We start from the raw sequence: 19,606 nt of genomic DNA, 5'->3' as shown, positions 1-19,606 counted from the left end.
CCGCCGCTCTGCCTGTCCCCGCAACACCTGCTCCCCTGCCGTCCATTCCGGTTCAGCCCCCCACCACAGGAACGGAAGCGGCCCCAACCCTCCCGGCACCGGTCGTTCCGGCACCTGCACCGGTTCCCGCACCGACGGCGCCGTCCATACCTGAAAGCCCTGCCGTCCCGCAGGCCCCCAGTGTCACGGCCCGCACGAAAGCCGCGCAGCCGGAGGATGCACCGGCCGCAACGCCGCCTGCCGCGAACACGCCAGCGGCGGCAACTCCCGCAATGCCTTCGACATCCGCCAGTGCGTCCACACCGGTCACAACACCACAGACGGCACCGCAGACCGCATCGCCGACCACGCCTCAGACGTCGCCTGCCGCCTCTGCACCGCCGGACAGCACGGTGCCCGCAAAGCCGTCGGTCACGCCTGCACCGGAAAGCACACCGGCCCCCACCACCCCGGCGCCGACAAACCCGACACCAGCTGATCCGACGCTGGCAAACCCGACCCCGGTCACTCCAGCACCGGCAAACCCGGCAACGGTCACGCCACCGGCTGCCGGAAACGGCTCACAGGGAGAATAAGACATGCGCCAGCCTCTGCCTGCGCGTCTTGCCCTGATCGCGCTTCTGGGATGCAGCCTCGCGGCCCTTCCGGGTTCAGCCAGCGCAGAGCCGGCGGTCATGCCACCGCCGCCCCCTGCTCCTCCCGCGCCGCCTTCACTGCAAGCTCCGCTGACGGCTTCCGGGACGCTCGTGATCCCCGCAACATGCCTGGACCGCCTGTCCATCGTGGGTGGAGAAAACGCCCATATCGTTTCGGGCAGCGGCAGTCTGGAGAAACACGGGGACCGCCTGACCTTCACGACGTCCCCGCAGGACTGTGCAACGCAGGACAGCGCCGTCGTCATGGTCCCGGCCCTGACCAGCATCGACATCCAGCTCCCCCATAGCCGCCTGACGACGTATCGCATCACCGGCGTCAACGGCGACGTGACGGCCATCAGCGGCCGCGGCAATATCGATATCGATCAGGCAAGCGGTCTGACGCTGACGATGCAGAGCACCGGAAATGTCTCGGTCGGGCACGTCACGGGTCGGCTGAGCGTACAGAACCTGTCCAGCGGCGACCTGCATATTGGTGATCTCGCGGCTTCAAGCGCCAGCATCACGGCGATGTCTTCGGGCGATATCCGCGTTGAGCAGGGCACTGTAGATGTGCTGACGGTCCGGGATTACGGTTCTTCCACCATTACCCTGAACGCAGAGGCGCGGGATGCGGATATCACGCTTCTCGGCAGTGGGGACATCACACTCCGGAAGGTCAGTGAGGCGCTGAAAAAGCGGCCGATCGGATCAGGTACCCTCTCCATCGGCGATGCCACCAGTTCGCGGATCACGAGCGTGAACACGCCTGACGGGGCTGCCATCCTGTCGGATGCGACCCGCAAGATTCTTGACCGTCTCGATATCCAGCTGGACAGTCCTGATCACGTTTCCCGTACGACCGACCATAACCGGCACCATTCCGGCGGCTATGGCGTGATCGGGGTGTTGCTGAAAATTGCCCTGATCGTCTGGGCCGTGCGCCTCTTCCGGCGCTATCGCCGGACAGGCGTCCTGCCATTCAGGAAGACGCTGGACAAAGCTGCCGCCGGATATGCCGAAGGTGTGCAAAGCTGGTCCCGGCACCGTGCCGCCTGGCGGGACACTCCGGGCGCCAGCGCAACAGCCGTGGTCCGGGATACCATGGCGGGCTTCCGGCGCCAGCAGCCGGACCCGGCCGAGGATTTCTCCCGCTCCGTTGCGCCGGGCCACCCACTGGCACGGTTACAGGACCGTCTGGTCCGGATGGAACGCCGGCTCGGCCTGATGGAGCAGTTCGTCACATCGCCCGATTTCAGTCTGGAGCGGCAGTTCCGGGACCTTGAACGGGCGGACGGACGCCGCGCCTGAATCCTCTGGGCAGAAGATGCGGGCGACGGAAACTTTGACGTCCGGATGCTGGCAGGGTAGGGGCTGAAGGGTGAATGCCGTTCTTGACCCCATAGCGGCCCTTGGCCGTGCCGCTCTCGGCCTTATCAAGCAGGCAGGTGCTCTCGCCCTGTTCGCGCTGGAGGCTCTGTCGCATCTGGTGCGACCGCCCTTCTACTGGCGCATCTTCTTTTCCAGCCTGATCGAGACGGGGTTTTTCTCTCTGCCCGTCGTGGCGCTGACTGCCCTGTTCTCCGGTGCCGTCATCGCGCTTCAGTCCTATGTTGGCTTCGGGCAGTATCACGTTCAGAGCGCGATTGCCGGGATCGTCGTCCTCGCCGTCACCCGCGAGCTTGGGCCGGTTCTGGCGGGCCTGATGGTCGCTGGCCGTGTGGGTGCAGCCATGTCGGCACAGATCGGCACCATGCGCGTCACCGACCAGATCGACGCACTCACCACGCTTTCCACCGATCCGATGAAATATCTCGTGACGCCGCGCCTTCTGGCCGGGACGCTCGCGCTGCCCTGCCTCGTGCTGGTGGCGGACATTCTGGGCGTAATGGGCGGTTTCACGGTTTCGGTCGCCAAGCTCGGCTTCTCACCCTCGACCTACATCACGGCCACGCTGGACTCGCTCAAGACGATGGATGTCGTCGTCGGCCTCGTGAAAGCGGCTGTGTTCGGATTTTTGATCGCGCTGCTGGGTTGTTACAACGGCTATAACAGCCGGGGCGGCGCGGAAGGCGTGGGTTCTGCCACGACAGCCGCCGTTGTGGGCGCGTCCATCCTGCTGCTGCTGTTCGATTACCTCCTGACGGACCTGTTCTTCTCACAATGAGTACTCCCCAAAGCACTCCGAAGATCCGCATCCGCGGCCTGCACAAGGCTTTCGGCTCCAAGATCGTGCTCGATGGCGTGGACCTCGATGTCGAGACCGGCACGTCGATGGTCATTATCGGCGGCTCCGGCTCCGGCAAATCCGTCCTGCTGCGCTGCATCCTCGGCCTGATCGAACCCGACGCCGGGACGATCGAAATCGACGGGGAGAATGTGTTGACGGCCTCGCGCTCCCGGCAGGATGCCCTGCGCCGGCAGATCGGCATGCTGTTCCAGAACGCCGCGCTGTTCGACAGCATGAGCGTCGGCGAGAACGTCGCTTTCGGAATCCGCGCCAAACATTCCGACCGTAACGGCGCCACTCCGTCCCGCGCCCAGGCGCTGCAAATGGCCGGAGACCTGCTCAAACAGGTCGGACTGGACCCGTCCGTCGGCGATCTCAGCCCGTCCGAACTCTCGGGTGGCATGCAGAAACGCGTTGGTCTGGCGCGAGCGATTGCGGGCAGTCCCAACATCATGTTCTTCGACGAGCCCACGACCGGGCTGGACCCGATCATGGGTGCCGTTATTGACGGACTGATCGTGGACTGCGTGCAGAAGCTCGGTTCCACCGCCATCGCGATCACCCATGATATGGCCTCGGCCCAGCGGATCGGAAACCGTGCCGCAATGCTCTACCATGGAAAGCTGATCTGGCAGGGCGAGGCGTCCGAACTCATGCATTCCGGCAATGCCATGGTCGATCAGTTCACCCATGGCCGGCGCGAAGGCCCCATCACCATGGAACTGCGCAAATGAGCCTTCTGCCCCGTTTCCCGAAAACCGATCCCATCGTCTGGAAGCGCATCGGGTTGAGCTATCTGATTGCCCTGCCGCTGCTATTCATCATGTTCCGCCATCAGCCCGCCCATCCGAACATGGTGCTTCAACTTCTCGGATTTCTGCTGATCATCGTAGTGTCCCGGCTTCTGGCGCGTCTGATTTTGCGGACGCGGGAATAAGGAATCCGGGCTCTGCCCGGACCCGGCAGGGATCTCGATCCCTGCATCCTGATGTGGTTTCCAAAGGTCGCGACCTTTGGTGGGGTCCAGGGCAAAGCCCCGGCTGGATCAGCAAAAGAACGCTCCCTATATAAACAGGCGCAACGTATCCCCGAACCTGAGAGACTTTGTCTTGGCCAAAAAGCCGACTACCCGTTACGTCTGCCAGAACTGTGGCGCCACCTATCCGAAATGGAACGGCCGATGCGAAGCCTGCGACGAGTGGAACACACTGGCCGAGGAAACGGTTGAGCCCACGGCCCGCAAGACCGGAAAACTGAGCGCGGGGCGTCTCCAGACGGTTCGGCTGGATGGCGAAACCCGCCCACCTCCGCGCATCACGACCAGCATTGCCGAACTGGACCGCGTTCTGGGTGGTGGGCTCGTCCCGGCTTCCGTCGTTCTGGTCGGCGGTGATCCGGGCATCGGCAAGTCCACGCTGATGCTTCAGACCACCTGCGCGCTGGCGCGGTCCGGGCATCGCGTCCTGTATGTGTCGGGCGAAGAATCGGTGGACCAGATCCGCATTCGCGCCCAGAGGCTGGGGCTGGACCGCGACAGCAAGATGCTGGACTCGCTGGACCTCGCATCCTCCATCAATGTCGGCGAGATCGTGGGCTCACTGGAGCAGGACCGGGCGCACACGGTGGTGGTGATCGACTCCATCCAGACGATGTGGCTGGAAAGCGTGGAAAGCTCGCCGGGTTCGGTCTCGCAGGTGCGGGCAAGTGCGTTCGAGCTGATCCGTCTGGCCAAAACGCTCGGCTTCGCGCTGATCCTGATCGGACATGTCACGAAGGAAGGCGCCCTCGCCGGGCCACGCGTGCTGGAACACATGGTCGATGCGGTCATGTATTTCGAAGGCGACCGCGGGCACCAGTTCCGCATCCTGCGGGCGGCCAAGAACCGCTTTGGCGCGACGGACGAGATCGGCGTCTTCGCCATGACCGATATCGGCCTGACCGAAGTCCCCAACCCCTCTGCGCTGTTCCTTGCGGAGCGACGCGGCAATATCGCGGGATCAGCCGTGTTTGCCGGGCTGGAGGGCACACGCCCCGTCCTGCTGGAAATCCAGGCCTTGCTGTCACCCAAGGCAGGCGATGGCGCACCGCGCCGCGCTGTCGTGGGCTGGGACACGTCGCGGCTGAACATGCTTCTAGCCGTTCTGGATTCCCGCTGCGGACTCAAGCTCGCCAATATGGACGTCTATCTGAACATCGCCGGGGGTCTGCGAGTAAACGAGCCCGCGGCTGACATGGCTGTGGCGGCAGCGCTTGTCTCCGCAGCGACGGGCACCCCCACATCTCCCAATGCCGCCTATTTTGGCGAGGTAGGTCTTTCGGGCGAGATCCGGCAGGTCAGTCAGGCTGATCTGCGCCTGAAGGAAGTGGCCAAGCTGGGCTTTGGGGAAGCCATCCTGCCCCGGCGCGTTTCGGCAGCGTCTGCGCGGGTCAAACCGCCCGCCGGACTGAAATTGCGTGAGATCGGACATCTGACGGATCTGGTCGGACTGTTTGCCGACAAGGACACATAACGCACAAATTTTTGCTTTTCCTGTGCTTAAAGGCGAGTTTTTAACGTTTTATTTTCGACACCCACAAAGTCTCGCAGGATATATTTGCCTATATTCTGCGTCTCTTGGGTAAAATCCCGTATCCTCTTTCATGGGAATACTTCCGGAGACCCCCCCTGAAACTCTGGCGGGATCCTCATGATGGCGTCCAATGATTATTCAGCAAGCAGCAGTACCCAGCAGACCATCAGCAGTGGGCAGTCCGCCAGCTTTCCCGCCGACACCCAGATAACATCCATCCTTGTTCAGGAGGGCGGGACAGCGACCATTGAAGGGTCCGTCAGCAGTGTCAGCCTGACAGACGGCCGTGAAGTCACAACGTCCTCCCTCCCCGTCACGGGAGCAGACATTACCAGCGGTGGAACCATCCAGAGCCTGTCGGTTGGCAACAACCGGATTGCCGTTATCGAGAACGGTGCAACCGTGTCTTCCGCGACGGTTGTGGGCGGAACAGAACTCGTCTCCCTCTCCGGTTCCGCCCTGCATACCCTGGTCGAAGGCGCTGCGGACCAGATCTCGCAGATCGCCCATCAGGGCACCCAGATCGTCCAGTCGGGTGGTGTGGCGATCGATACAACGGTTTCGGCAGGCTACGATTACTTCACACAGTATCCGGTCATGTCCGGGCCACGTCAGGCGGAACAGATCGTTGAGGCTGGAGGCTCCGCACAGGGGACGATCCTGACGGGAACTCCTTTCGTCACCGGCGGCGACCCTCTCTTCCCGCTCGATACAGTAAACTCAAGAAGCTATGCGTCAGCCATCCAGACGGTGGAAAGCGGCGGCTCTGTCAGCGGCACGATAGTCAATGGCGGCGGTTTTTCCACCATTCAAAGCGGCGCCACAGCCATCGATACAAACCTGGGGGGAACTTCCATCCAGGTCGTCCAGCAAAACTGGCCTTTTACGACGGCAACCGTTCCCTGCTTCGGCGAACAGATCGTCAATGGTGCAACCTACAACGTTACAGTCGAAAATAACGGCATCCTGATTGTCGGCGGCTCCGCCAGTGCAGTGTCCGTTTCAAGCGGCGGCGAAGTTTCGGCTCTCAGCGGAAGCACCCTTTCCGACATCTCGGTCAACAACGGTGGCACGATTTCCGTTGAGAGCGGAATCATTTTTCAGAACCCGGTACAGGTCGAAACCGGAGCAGCCTTTGTTTTCGCTGGAGTGGACAACTCGCACTCCAACGTCTCCGGCACAGTTGTACCCGAAACCGTGCAGTCGGGGGACACGCCCCGGGCCATGCTGGAAGTATTGTCTGCCGGGACGGTCGTCGAAGAGGTGGAAATCTCAGGGGATTTCACATCCCCGCTCTACTTCACGCGTGCAGCATCCGGAAATTACCTCGAAATGGGGTTCGGCACGCCGTGCTACTGCCCCGGCACCCTGATCGCGACCCCCCAGGGGGAACGACCGGTCGAGGAACTGGAAATCGGCGATCCCGTCCTGACCGCGGGTGGTCAGGTCCGTCCGGTGCACTGGATCGGGCGCCGCGCCTATGATCCCCTCTTCGCCTATGGCAACCGGGACATCCTACCGATCCTGATCCGGGCCGAGGCCCTGGCGGAAGGACGGCCCCGGCGGGACCTGATGATCTCCCCCCTGCATGCCATGTTCATCGACGGGTTCCTGATCCCCGCTCTTCATCTCGTGAACGGCACATCGATTATCCAGATCGAACGGCCGGAGACGATCCGCTACATTCACGTCGAACTTGAAAGCCATGATCTTCTGCTGGCAGAAGGCGCGCCATCCGAAAGTTTTCTCGACGATGGATCGCGTGGCATGTTTCACAATGCCGAAGAGTACAGGACCCTTTACCCTCACGCGTCAGACCGGGCGCCCCGCTACTGTGCCCCCCGCCTCGAAGGAGGCGCTGAACTGGAAGCCATCCACCGTCGTCTCCGTTCTTCTGCACCGGCCCATGACGACAGGGCCCCGACCGGCGCAGCAGCCTGAACTTTAGGAAACCCTGCGTCTTGACCGTCTCCCTTGTCGGCTATGTCGATGTCTGTGACCGCGAGCAGTTTGCCGGATGGGCCCTCGAACCGGCGTGGCCGGACATGCCGGTCCGTATTCAGGTCCATGTTGACGGCGAACTGGTGGACGAAGTCGATGCTGACCGGTTCCGGGCCGATCTGCGCGGCGGGGAATGGCACGGAAGCTACGCCTTTCAGAAAGCCTGGCCCGTTCCGCTGCCGCATGAAGGCGCGCTGGTCGAATTCACCGATGCGCGAGAAGGCCACCCGCTGACCGGTTCGCCGGTCCGCATCCCGCCCCTGCCCTCATCGCTGGTGGGCGCGTTCGACGTGGCTGACCGGTATCACGTTGCAGGATGGGTCCGCGATGAGGCCTGCCCGGACCGCACTGTCTGGCTGACGGTCTGGGTGGACGGGCAACCCGCTGGACGCATCGCCGCCAACCGTTTCCGCGCGGACCTGCGGGATGCGGGTTTCGGGACGGGGCGGCATGGCTTCCATCATGCGTTTTCGTCCCCGATTGATCCGCTGACGGATCACGTGATCGAACTCCGGCATGGCGAGGAGCGTTTCGGCACGCCTTTCACGATCCCGGGCACAGCCAGCCTGTCTGCGGATCTGAAGACTCATTTTTCTGCTATTCTGCGCGGACTGGATGCGGCGTCCGAACGGGCGGAAGCCCTGGCATTCCTGGTAAGCGAAGCCGAGCGCCTCAGGACGCGGGACGCCGCAGAGCTGACGGCAATACGCGAGCAGGAACAGGCCCGGCAGGCACAGCGGCTCCATCCCACGGAACCAGACGGCACCGATCCGGCGCAGACGACGGTCCCACGTCCCGTCGCCCTCTTCATTGACGATCGCGCTCCCGATCCCGAGCGGGATGCCGGTTCGGCCGCGATCCTGTCCCATATCCACACCATCCGGAATCTCGGTTACCGGTGCTGCTTCATGGCGTCCCGTCTCTCTCCGGACGAAGGGGACCGCATGCGGCTGGAGCAGCAGGGCATCGAATGTCTGATGCCGCCCGTCTTCCCGTGTCCGGAAGAAGCGCTCCGGCAACTCGGAAGCGGGCTTGAGGTGGTCTATCTGCACCGCCTCAACAATGCGGAAAGCTATTCCGCCCTGACCCGCGCCTTCGCCCCCACCGCCACGCTGATCTGGAGCGTGGCCGATCTGGCCTCTTTGCGTCTGCACCGTCAGGCCGCTGTCGAATCCCGGCCCGAACTCGAACGGTTCGCCAGCCGTCTGGAAGTCCGGGAGAACATGTGCGCCTGGCTGGCGGATTTTGTTCTGACACATTCTGCCATCGAGGCGCAGCGTCTCTCACGGACCGTTCCCACGGCGAATGTACACGTCGTACCCTGGGCCGTGCCGGTCTCTTCCCGCCGGCGTCGGCCGCCAGAGGCTCCCGTCATCGCCTTCGTGGGGCATTTCGCTCATGATCCCAATCTGGACGCAGCGAAATGGCTCGTCCTGACGATCATGCCGCGTCTGCGTCAGGTCATTCCGGGCCTGCGCTGCCGCCTGATCGGAAGTGCCATGCCCCATGCCGTCCATACCCTGGCATCGGAGGACGTGGAGATCGTGGGCGCCATGCCGGATCTTCAGGACGCTTTGGCCGACGTATCCGTCTGTGTGGCGCCGCTCCGTTTCGGTGCGGGGATCAAGGGCAAGGTGCTTGAATCCTGGTCCGCCGGGCTGCCCGCCGTCATGACCCCGATTGCTGCCGAAGGGCTGGTGGACCCGGCCGACCCGACGTGGCGCACTTCCATCGCAGACACGCCCTCCGACTTCGCGGAACGGATTGCCGCTTTTCTGGACCCCGCGACAGGCCGAAAACAGGTCCGGGCCGGACGGCGGCTTCTGAAAAGCCGTTTTTCGGAACAGGCCGTTATCGCCGCCCTCTCCCCTGTCCTGCCAGAGGTCTTTCCGGCTGCCGAATCCGATCCGCCCATCCTGAACTGAAACGTCTCAGAAGCGAAACACGACATTGGACTGGGCATAGCTTCCGCTTTTGCCGCCCGCCGCGTGCAGCCCGTTTGAAGCCATGAACCGCGCGCCGTAGATCTGCCAGGTCAGGTGCCGGTTCAGCTGGAGCTTGAGCGACGCCTGTGGCACCACGCCGATATAGCCACCGTGATAGGTTTTCGAGAATGTGTACGGCCCGGACGAGTTCCAGATCGCACCATCCGCATTTTCCCGCCACATGAACGGCACCTTGAACTGGATGCTCGCAAAACCTTTCCAGGGCGTGACGCTGAAAACCGGTGAAACACTGACGAGGTTCGACGGCTGGATATAGGTCGTGGTGTCCAGATAGTTCGTCTGCGGATTGAAGGGCGCCATATAGGTCCGGACCGGCCCGTTCGTTCCATTGGCTCCACCGGAATACAGGTCGGCCTGCACGCCAATGAACGGATGGAGCGGCGAGGGCGTATGGCGGTATCCCACGATCGTGTTGATCGAATAGGCCTGCACGCCGCTTTTGTGTTCGCTGCCGGACTTCTGGAACGTCCCGTCCTGATAGAGCCCCCCGAAGGAATATTCGAAGGACGCAGCGGTGCCGTACCAGCGGAAACCCACATTCCCGCGTGAGGACGTGCCTTTCAGGGAGCCGGACGCGAGCGGCACGACCGACAGGCTGCCGCCATAGCGGTAACCGTAATAGAAGATGTCCAGAAACGAGTGGACCGTCTCACCACCGATCGAGAACTGCGGCACGAGAGCAGTAATGTCCCCGCCATACAGGCGCGTGCCGTAATCTTCCGTGTCATGGAACATCAGGGTCGCGTCCGTCTTGGTCTGGACGAAATCGAACGCATCAACCCGGATATTGGGCCAGATCGCATAGATACGGCCACCGTTCCACGACAGCGGCACGTTGGGCGTTTCGCGGTTGTACAGAACGTAGGACGGCGCATCGAGGAACTGCTGACGGCCGAACATGAAGCCGGTCTGCGCGCCCGCCAGCTTGCCCTTGAACTCGATGAAAGCCTGTTGGAGATCCAGCCGCTTGCGATACGTCGTGTTGTAGCCAAAACCCTTCCAGCCTGCCGCATCAGCATTGATGAGCTGCCCGAACAGCCGGACATGCTCGCCTAAATGCAGGTCCGCGCCATACAGGTTCCGTACGCCAAAACGGCCGGAATTGCTGCCGCCCTTCTTCCCCAGAAAAGGCGTCTCCTCGTACCAGTTGCGCAGACGCGTCTCACCGGAAAAGGACAGCCAGATTGTTTTCGCGTCGTTCAGGGCGATGAACTTGAGCGGATCGAACGGATCATCGCGCCGGCTTTTGTCCCGCAGGAAGCTCCAGTCCTCCGCCCAGGGCGCCACACCATAACGACCAACCGGCCCGAAGCCCGCTGATTCGCCGTTGCCGTAACTGAACGCGCCCCATGGTCCCTGACGTCCCTGAGGCGCATGGTTCTGACTCGCCACGACACGCCGCGGCTGTGCCACAACGCCCGCATGGGGATAGTTCTGAATGGGCGGGCGTTCCGTGGAGGGAACATGGATCCATTCCTCCGTCTGTGTGACGGGCGCCTGTGTGACGGGCGCCTGAATGAGTGGCGCCTGCGTCACCGGGGTTGCGGCTGACGCGGGGCTGGCCGCCACAACCATACGCGGTACGCAGATTTCCAGCACCATCAGCGCAAGAAGGGACCGGTTCCGGTATGAATGATGACGTGGCATGCCCTGAAAACTCCTGACGGCGTTCGCAGAACATTAGGCAGAGCCAGGAAAACATCAATCGTCATAGTTTTAAATAATTTATACGATTTGTTTTGGTTTTTAATCAGGCCGCGTGATGTCCATCTGTCCCCGTGTCAGATCCCGCAGCCAGTCCGTGATGGCGTCCGCTTCTTCGACAGGCACGGCCAGCGTCATCCAGGCGCCTTCTCCATCAAAATCACATTCCAGCCGGGTCGCACGCCAGCCATCGATTTTCGATTCCACCATTGCAAAGCTGGAAAACGGACAGTGAAACCGCAGCTTCACCGTCTCGATCCGCTCGATCCGGTCCGCTTCGCGCAGGCAGGCCGACGCCGCGCCGCCATAGGCCCGGACAAGCCCCCCGGCCCCGAGCTGCACCCCGCCATACCAGCGCGTAACAACGATCATGACATTGTCGAAATCCTGCCCTTCGATGGCAGACAGAATCGGCCGCCCCGCCGTGCCCCCAGGCTCTCCGTCATCGCTGCACCGGAAGCGCTGACCCGTTTTGAAAGCCCAGCAGTTATGGGTTGCATCCAGGACCGCCACCTCGCGAAAGAAGGCCATGGCGGCAGCTTCATCTTCCACCGGGGCGGCAGAAGCACGAAAAACACTGTTCCGAATCACACTTTCGTAAGTCGCGGGGCCGGGAAGAGTCCATGTCATGGCTTTCCTTCTGCCTCAGGATCGCTGAAATGTCAGGATGGGGTAGGGAAACGCTGCCCGTTCTGTTAAGGGTAGGCCCCATGTTTTCGGATCTGACCGGTCGGCTGAATGCCGTCTGCGCGCGTCGTGCGCCCCTTGTTCTGGCGCTGTTCGCACTGCTCTGTGCTGGCTGCGTTGCCCTGAGTGTCACACGCATCAGTGTGACGACTGACACGAGCAAGATGTTTGCCAACACTCTGCCGTGGAAAAAGCGGAGCATGGAGCTGACGCGCCTGTTCCCGCAGGACAGCAACCAGCTTGTCGCCATCATCGACAGCCGCATCCCCGAACAGGGACGCATGGCCGCACGACAGCTCGCCGCAACGCTCTCGCAGGATCATACCCACTTCAAGACGGTCAGCCTGCCCGGCGACAACGCCTTCTATAACAGTCACGGCTTCCTGTTCCTCGACACGAAGGACCTGGAGCCCCTGCTGGATTCGATCGTCTCCGCACAGCCCTTCCTCGGCACGCTGGCGGCTGATCCGTCCGCCCGCGGCCTGTTCGGCGCGCTGGGCCTGATCGGCGAGGGCATCAAGGCCGGACAGGGTATTCCGAGCGGCTTCAACGGCGCGCTGGACGGCTTCGCCAACGCCCTGACAGCGGCGGCAAACAGCCATCCGCAGGACATGTCGTGGCAGAACCTGCTGATCGGCAAGCTGGCGGAGCTGGGCTCGCAGTACGAATTCGTCGTCACGCAGCCAAAGCTTGACTACAGCTCCTTCCAGCCGGGCGAAGGCGCCACGACCGCCATGCGTCAGGCGATCAACAATCTCGAATTTGTGAAGACGAAGCAGGCTTCGGGCATCATCACCGGTGAAGTGAAGCTGTCGGACGAAGAATTCTCCACCGTTGCCCACGGCATGGTGCTGGGTCTCGTCATCTCGCTCGTGCTCGTCGCAGTCTGGCTGATCCTTGCGGTCCATTCCCCGCGCGTCATCATTCCCATCCTGCTGACCCTGATCAGCGGTCTGCTGCTGACGACGGGGTTTGCGGCTCTGGCGGTCGGTGAGCTGAACCTGATCTCGGTGGCCTTCGCGATCCTGTTCGTGGGCATCGCCGTCGATTTCGCGATCCAGTACAGTGTGCGCCTGCGCGGACAACGCAACCCGGACGGCTCACACCCGTCCCTGCATGACGCCATCATCCTGACGGGTCAGGAAAGCGGCGCACAGATTCTTGTCGCAGCCCTCGCGACAGCTGCGGGTTTCCTGGCGTTCTATCCCACCAGCTTCATTGGCGTGGCACAGCTCGGCCTGATCGCAGGCTTCGGTATGCTGATCGCCTTCTTCTGCACCATGACGCTGCTGCCGGCCCTGCTGTCCATTTTCCATGCCAAACTGGGCAATGGTACCCCGGGCTTTGCCTTCATGGCCCCCGCCGACGCATTCCTGCGCCACAAGCGGCACAAGGTTGTCGGCGTCTTCGCGCTTCTGGGCATCGTGGGGCTGGCCCTGATGCCGCTCCTGAAATTCGATGCCGATCCGCTTCACACGAAAGACCCGAACACCGAGGGCATGCGCGCCCTGCATCTGCTGGAAGCGAACCCGCTCACCACGCCTTACAGCGCACAGGTCCTGACCCCCAACCTGACTGAAGCCGCCCGGCAGGCCGCAGCGTTCTCGAAGCTGCCGAGCGTGCATGACGTGCTCTGGCTCGGCGCTCTAGTCCCCGATGACCAGAAGACCAAGCTGGCCATGATCGAGGACACGGCGTCCATTCTGCTGCCAACCATCACGATCGCAAATCCAGCGCCGGCACCGGATGCCGCGGCCATCCGCGCCGCCGCCGTTACGGCCGCGCAGAAGCTGGATGCCGTAAAGGATCAGCTTCCCGCACCGTTGGAAAAGATCCGTCAGGCCCTGCACACGCTCTCGACGGCCCAGGACAGCACGCTGCTTCAGGCCAGCACATCCCTGACGCGCTTCCTGCCGGACGAACTGTCGATGCTGCGTACGGCACTCCAGCCCACCCCGGTCACGATGGAGAGCATCCCGCAGGATGTGCGTCAGGACTATGTTCTGCCGGACGGTCGCGCCCGTCTGACCATCCATCCCAAAGGCCAGATGTCCGAAACGCCGGTGCTGCACCGCTTCGTCAGGGAACTGCGCTCGGTCAATCCGGACGTCGCCGGCCCTGCGATGGAAATCACGGAAAGCGCCAACACGATCGTCCATGCCTTCACGGTCGCGGCGATCTGCGCGCTCATCATGATCGCCATCATCCTGCTGGTCGTCCTGCGCCGTCTGCTGGACGCGGCCCTCGTCATGGCGCCGCTGCTGATGTCCGCGCTGCTGACGGTCATTCTGGTCGTCACAGTGCCGGAGACGCTGAACTACGCCAACATCATCGCCCTGCCGCTGCTGCTGGGCGTGGGCGTGTCGTTCAACATCTATTTCGTCATGAACTGGCGCGAGGGCGTGAAGGGTCCGCTGACTTCTCCCACGGCGCGGGCGGTGCTGTTCTCGGCCCTGACGACCGCCACGGCTTTCGGCTCGCTGGCACGCTCCGGCCATCCGGGTACGGCCAGCATGGGGCGGCTGCTGCTGATGTCGCTTGGCTGCACACTGCTGTGCACGATGGTCTTCGTCCCGGCCCTGCTGCCCAAGCGTCCGATCGACGAGGCCTGACGCAGGCCCCCTCTGCCGGCCGATGACATGGTTTGCAGCAATGTGACACACATTCTGGCAACCGTGCGTTTCCTCAGGGGTTGAGATCTTCCAGAACGGAGGATCTCCCCTTGAGCACAGAGCATTCAGGCCTGCCGCGTGGCATCGACCATGTCGGCGTCACCGTCCCGGATATCAACGCCGCCATCCGCTTTCTTGAAGAAGCCTTTGGCGCCGTCGCCCTCTACCGCAATGTCACCCGCACCAAGCCCCAGAAAGGCCCCGAGACGGAAAAAATCCTCGGCCTGCCACAGGGTACCGTCGTCATCGAGATGTGCATGATGGCACTGGGGCATGGGCCGGGAATCGAACTGTTCGAAATGAAAGGCCCAGACCAGCGCGAGGCCGCCCGCCCCTGTGACTGGGGCCTTCAGCATTTCGCAGTCTATGTCGATGACATCCACGCTGCCTGCCACCGTTTCCGGGAAGCGGGCGGCACGCTCCTGACCGAGCCGCAGGGTCAGCCCTCGCTCGAAGCCGCGCCGGGCAACATGTTCTGCTACGGGCGCACGCCCTGGGGCATGATCGTGGAACTGGTCTGTACTCCCCACCAGGAACGCTTCAACGACATCGCCCCCATGGACCGCTACCAGCCACCCCCACGTGCCACCCCGAATAAAGGATCAGACGCATGACCCGTTTTCTTCCTCTGGCCGCGGCCCTGCTGGCCGCTTCCGTTTTCGGGAGCGCCTATGCTGCCGATCCTGCTCCGCCAACAGCCTGGTACTGGCACAACTGGACCGATCATGACGGCGTCAGCCACATGACCCGCTGTCCGTTCCATGATTACGATCTGAAAACCATGTCCAAACCTGCCGGCCCGCAATGGCAGGATCATGTGCATGAAGGCAACGCGCACATCATTTCCACCGTACAACCTGCCCATTGGGATGGAAGCTGGCACCCGGACCCGAAAGTCCAGTGGATCATCCCGCTGCAGGGATCCTGGTACGTTACGGCCATGGACGGAAAAAAAGTCGTCATGGGACCAGGTGACGTCTCTGTTGGGGAGGACCAGATGAGCCGCAAGGATGCGAAGGGACATATCGGTCATTTCGCAGGGAATATCGGGGACGGCCCCGTCACACTGATGGTCATCCAGACCGACGAACAGCCCACCGTGGATAAGCCCTGCCGTTTTCATTAAGGCTTCAGGACAAATCGTCGTTCAGTTCAGGCGCGAAGCGGCTCCCCCCTCGCGCCTGAACTGTTATCGGAACCGCAACATACTGTACATCCACGTAACAACACTCGGTTTTCGTCAATAGTTCGCGAAAAACCTGCCTGAACCGATTTTCTCCCGGTTTTCAGACAATCAGCCCTGAAGCACCCGGCAAAAAGTCACTACGACAAACCGTGACTCAATGACATTTTTTGGATTTATAGATGACAATTCGATAATTTCGCGAAAGATTGAATTAAAATAAAAAGAACGACAAAAAGGCTTAAAATAGATATATAAATAAACAATACGAAACTATCTGAATGCACAAAAATACCCATAACTAACTATAGTTATGCAAATTTTTTTGGATTTATTATTTGCACAATGACAACACAATAAATCTATTCCGTATTTTTTTATTCAGATATTCTTCTGGAATTCTTTTGACACATACACCCCAAAAGCCAGAATGTGACATAAGCGCAACGCCTTTCATGACATGTGACATGCATATTGCATTCTCGTAGCAAAAGGATTGCACACCGTTTCGATTTCCGATGAAAATGCTGCCAGAGATACAAAACTTTCTTGCGACCTTATTCGAGAAGGGACCACGGCCGCGATGACCACCTCTGTGCAACATTCACTGAAAAGACGCACACCTGCGCCCCGGACGGTTATCCGGATGTTCCTGATGGCTGGTATTTCCTACAGCGTGCTGCCAAGTTTTGGTGCCCACGCCCAGACCACTGATGCCACCAAGCACGCAGCCGTCCACAAGACTGCCGCCAAGAAGAAAACAGCCGCCAAGCAGCAGGTTATGCCTGCCGCAAAGAACACACCGGCAACGACTCCGGTTGCTGCAGCGGCTCCAGCAGCCAAACCTGCGACCACAACTTCCGTGCAGACAAGCAATCGCACAACCCTGACCACGGATCCGACTCCCGTAGCCGAAACAGTGACTGTTACGGGAACGCGTCTTTCTCAGACACGTCTGACAAATGTCATGGCAGGGACAACAGTTGACGCCGAGCAGCTACGCGCCCGTGGCTATACGGATCTTGGCCTCGCCCTGCTGCGCGAAAACACCGCATTCACTGTCGGTGACAATTCTCCGATCGGTTCACAAGGCTCCTTTGGTGCCGGTCAGTCCTTCATCGCGCTACTCGGCCTCGGTTCACAGCGGACACTGACCCTTATTGACGGTATGCGCATGGTCGGCGGGTCAACTGCCTCGAATTATGGTGCAGGCTCCGGTTCACAGGTCGATGTCAGTACAATCCCGACCTCGCTCATCAAGAAAATTGATACCAAACTGGGTGGTGCAGGCGCCGCCTACGGCGCAGACGCTGTTGCAGGTGTCGTCAACTATCAGCTTGACGATCATTTCAAAGGTGTCGACTTCAATGCCCAGGGGAACTGGACCCAGAAGCTCGATGCACCGCAGGAAAAGATCACATTCAAGGCTGGCACCAGCTTCGATCATGACAAAGGTGGCGTCGTATTCGACGTTGAATACCGTAATTCCGGCGGAATGGTCGCTAATGATCGCCGGTATTTGACGGGTGATCAGGCTACAACTTATGCTCGTGCGCCTGTGGGCTCCACGTCACCTTATTCTTACGTCCTGACCCCTGCTGTACGCTTCCTGCAGAACTCCGTCACTGGCGTTCCAATGACATCTGCAGCTTACGGATCCCTACCTCTCACTTATGGTCAGGCCTCCCAGTACGGTATCGCGAATGCAAGTGGCGCCGGTCTGATGTTCAGTCAGGATGGCAAGTCTCTTGTTCCCATCACCACCAATGCCGCCCTGAAGGATGGCTTGCGCGGAAGTGGCGGCAACGGTCTGGCCCTTACGGATTACAACCAGCTTTATGCTCCGAGCAGCAAGCTGAACCTGACGACCCTTGGTCACTATGATTTCACCGATCACCTGCATGCAACGTGGCAGGGCTGGTACGCACGTGGAACGGCATCCAGCCTCACGGCGCAGGGAACATGGAACACGCCACAGTTCGATGACCCACTGAGCGCGGAGAGCTATCAGCAGGATACGGTCGTCAACGGCGCTTATACACTGAGCACCAGCAATCCCTACCTGACGTCTGCTGAACGCACTGCAATCAAGAGCGCACTGGCCGCTGCCGGACAGTCCACGGACACGTTTTATCTGTCGCGCCTCAATCAGGATCTGGATGCCGGAAACTACACCACGACCGTTCAGATGTTCCGTTTCCAGGGCGGTCTGAATGGCGATTTTGATGCGGTTGGCCGTCACTTCGACTGGTCCGTCAAAGGTGAATACAGCAAATACATGAGCGATACCTGGGAGCCGATGATCGACACCCAGAATCTCGTCAACGCACTGAATGCCACCACGGACGCCAGCGGCAACATCATCTGCACGCCCGGCTACACGAATTCGACGGCCAAGACCCGCAGTTCCACCTGCTCGCCTCTGGATCCGTTCGGCTATGACCAGATGACGCTGGGTGCCAAGAACTACATCACGGCTGACGCCCACTCCAAGGAGAGCAACGTCCAGCGCGACATCCAGGCGGAAATCCACAGCACCGTGTTTCGTCTGCCCGCAGGCGACATCCGCTGGGATCTTGGATATGAGCATCGTCGTGAAGGATATGATTTCAATCCGGGCTCCTTCATGGAAGGTGAAGAACAGGCTGACGGCACGTACAAGCAGTACGGCAACTTCACCTCGATCCCTTACACCGGTGGTGCTTACCACACTCACGAAGTCTTCGGAGAACTGGACGTTCCTTTCGTCTCCCCGAGCATGCACATTCCGGGTATCTATAACCTGTCCGCTACAGCGAACGGTCGTTACATCAACAACAGCGTAACCGGCAGTTACTGGACTTATATGTTCGGCGGCGCATGGTGGCCGACGCAGGATTTCGGCCTGTCAGGCAACTACGCCCAGTCCGTGCGTAATCCGTCCGTAACCGAGCTGTACTCCCCAACGAGCACATCCTACGAAACAGCAAATGATCCATGCTCGGTGGAATACATTTCTTCGGGTCCCAACCCTGCAACCCGCGCTGCAAACTGCGCCAAGGGCGGCATGGCTGGCGGCTTTGAGTCCAACATCAACTACTACACCCTTCCGGGCACGACGGGTGGCAACAGGAACCTGAAGAACGAAGTCTCCAAGAGCTTCACGGGTAATCTCGAAATCCGCCCACGTTTCATGAAGGGTTTCGACTTCACGGGCTCCTTTGTTGACGTAAAGGTCAATAACGAGATCACGTCCCTTGACGCCAGCGATCTGATGGCCGCCTGCTATGATTCCACGTCGTACCCCAGCAATGCGTACTGCAATGCTTTCACCCGCGACCCGAGCACGCATCAGGTGACATCCTTCACGGACGGGTACTTCAATATCGCCAACCAGCACATGCAGGTCCTGCAGGCAAAGCTGGACTACTACATCCCGCTGCGTCGCTTCGGGCTGCCGTCAAGCGCAGGAAACCTCGAACTGCAGGGCAACTATACCCATTATGTAAAGAACCAGCAGACCTATCTGGGTAGCACCTATCTTCTTACCGGAAGCACAACATCCCCGAACAATCTGTTCACACTCGATCTGAACTACACGCGCGGTCCGCTGTTCGTGCAGTGGCAGACCGTCTACTATGGCAAAAGCAAGTATGCGCTGCAGGTATCCGATTACACCTACCAGCACAACAACCGCCCCGACTTTGCATATTTCAACACAACGATCGGTTATAAGATTACGAAGAATTTCGACGTCAACTTCATGATGAACAACATTACGAACGCTCTGCCGAAATATCCCGGCACGGTCAGCCTGACGCGTTACTATGAAGCCATCATGGGACGTTCGTTCCAGATGAACCTGGGTGCCCATTTCTGATCTCCAAGTCAGAATCCGGTGGCAGAAGAGAGGGGCTTCGGCCCCTCTTTTTTTGTCTG

Annotated in this window: 15 protein-coding genes; 11 read left to right on the top strand and 4 right to left on the bottom strand. The window is 60.7% G+C overall.

Features of this window, described 5'->3' with window-relative positions:
* Positions 1–52: 52 nt before the first annotated feature.
* Together KP701_RS06765 and KP701_RS06760 are read right to left on the bottom strand one after the other, a co-directional pair.
* Positions 53–349, bottom strand: a complete 297-nt coding sequence (locus KP701_RS06765) for a hypothetical protein (protein WP_215746444.1) — start codon at positions 347–349, stop codon at positions 53–55.
* Positions 350–352: 3 nt separating this feature from the next.
* Complete coding sequence (locus tag KP701_RS06760; RefSeq protein WP_215746443.1) at positions 353–580, bottom strand: hypothetical protein; 228 nt, start codon at positions 578–580, stop codon at positions 353–355.
* Between KP701_RS06760 and KP701_RS06755 the strand changes: the two genes are divergently transcribed.
* From KP701_RS06755 to KP701_RS06725, 7 genes are all read left to right on the top strand, one after another.
* On the top strand, positions 579–1,946 hold the full coding sequence (locus KP701_RS06755) for a DUF4097 family beta strand repeat-containing protein (protein ID WP_215746442.1): 1,368 nt from the start codon (positions 579–581) through the stop codon (positions 1,944–1,946). The genes KP701_RS06760 and KP701_RS06755 overlap by 2 nt on opposite strands.
* Before the next feature lie 70 nt (positions 1,947–2,016).
* A complete protein-coding gene (locus KP701_RS06750; protein ID WP_062029251.1) occupies positions 2,017–2,802 on the top strand; it encodes an ABC transporter permease in 786 nt (261 codons plus the stop codon).
* On the top strand, positions 2,799–3,599 hold the full coding sequence (locus KP701_RS06745; protein WP_215746441.1) for an ABC transporter ATP-binding protein: 801 nt from the start codon (positions 2,799–2,801) through the stop codon (positions 3,597–3,599). The genes KP701_RS06750 and KP701_RS06745 overlap by 4 nt, the downstream gene beginning before the upstream one ends.
* Complete coding sequence (locus tag KP701_RS06740) at positions 3,596–3,802, top strand: hypothetical protein (protein ID WP_062029257.1); 207 nt, start codon at positions 3,596–3,598, stop codon at positions 3,800–3,802. The genes KP701_RS06745 and KP701_RS06740 overlap by 4 nt, the downstream gene beginning before the upstream one ends.
* A gap of 172 nt (positions 3,803–3,974) precedes the next feature.
* Positions 3,975–5,375 carry a DNA repair protein RadA gene (radA, locus tag KP701_RS06735; RefSeq protein WP_215746440.1) on the top strand — a complete coding sequence of 467 codons (1,401 nt, stop codon included), beginning with the start codon at positions 3,975–3,977 and terminating at the stop codon, positions 5,373–5,375.
* 177 nt (positions 5,376–5,552) lie between these two features.
* Entirely contained in the window at positions 5,553–7,376 is a 1,824-nt protein-coding gene (locus KP701_RS06730; RefSeq protein ID WP_252345454.1) for a Hint domain-containing protein, read from the top strand.
* Positions 7,377–7,396: 20 nt separating this feature from the next.
* Positions 7,397–9,361 (top strand): glycosyltransferase family 4 protein, encoded by a 1,965-nt coding sequence (locus KP701_RS06725; protein ID WP_215746439.1) that lies wholly within the window; start codon positions 7,397–7,399, stop codon positions 9,359–9,361.
* A 6-nt stretch (positions 9,362–9,367) separates the two neighbouring features.
* Here the strand turns inward: KP701_RS06725 and KP701_RS06720 are convergent, their stop codons facing one another.
* Positions 9,368–11,089 carry an alginate export family protein gene (locus KP701_RS06720; RefSeq protein ID WP_215746438.1) on the bottom strand — a complete coding sequence of 574 codons (1,722 nt, stop codon included), beginning with the start codon at positions 11,087–11,089 and terminating at the stop codon, positions 9,368–9,370.
* A gap of 99 nt (positions 11,090–11,188) precedes the next feature.
* A complete protein-coding gene (locus KP701_RS06715) occupies positions 11,189–11,776 on the bottom strand; it encodes a YigZ family protein (protein ID WP_062500850.1) in 588 nt (195 codons plus the stop codon).
* A gap of 80 nt (positions 11,777–11,856) precedes the next feature.
* Here KP701_RS06715 and KP701_RS06710 point away from each other — a divergent pair, with 80 nt between their 5' ends.
* The 4 genes from KP701_RS06710 (at position 11,857) to KP701_RS06695 (ending at position 19,547) form a co-directional block, all read left to right on the top strand.
* A complete protein-coding gene (locus KP701_RS06710) occupies positions 11,857–14,445 on the top strand; it encodes an MMPL family transporter (RefSeq protein WP_215746437.1) in 2,589 nt (862 codons plus the stop codon).
* A gap of 110 nt (positions 14,446–14,555) precedes the next feature.
* Entirely contained in the window at positions 14,556–15,119 is a 564-nt protein-coding gene (locus tag KP701_RS06705) for a VOC family protein (protein WP_215746436.1), read from the top strand.
* Positions 15,116–15,631, top strand: coding sequence for a cupin domain-containing protein (locus KP701_RS06700; RefSeq protein ID WP_215746435.1), 516 nt, complete (start codon positions 15,116–15,118; stop codon positions 15,629–15,631). The genes KP701_RS06705 and KP701_RS06700 overlap by 4 nt, the downstream gene beginning before the upstream one ends.
* Before the next feature lie 712 nt (positions 15,632–16,343).
* On the top strand, positions 16,344–19,547 hold the full coding sequence (locus KP701_RS06695) for a TonB-dependent receptor (protein WP_225198219.1): 3,204 nt from the start codon (positions 16,344–16,346) through the stop codon (positions 19,545–19,547).
* Positions 19,548–19,606: the final 59 nt, after the last annotated feature.

Source organism: Gluconobacter sp. P1C6_b (assembly GCF_018811945.1).
Lineage (GTDB): Bacteria > Pseudomonadota > Alphaproteobacteria > Acetobacterales > Acetobacteraceae > Gluconobacter.
This window is presented reverse-complemented; position numbering and strand designations above follow the sequence as displayed.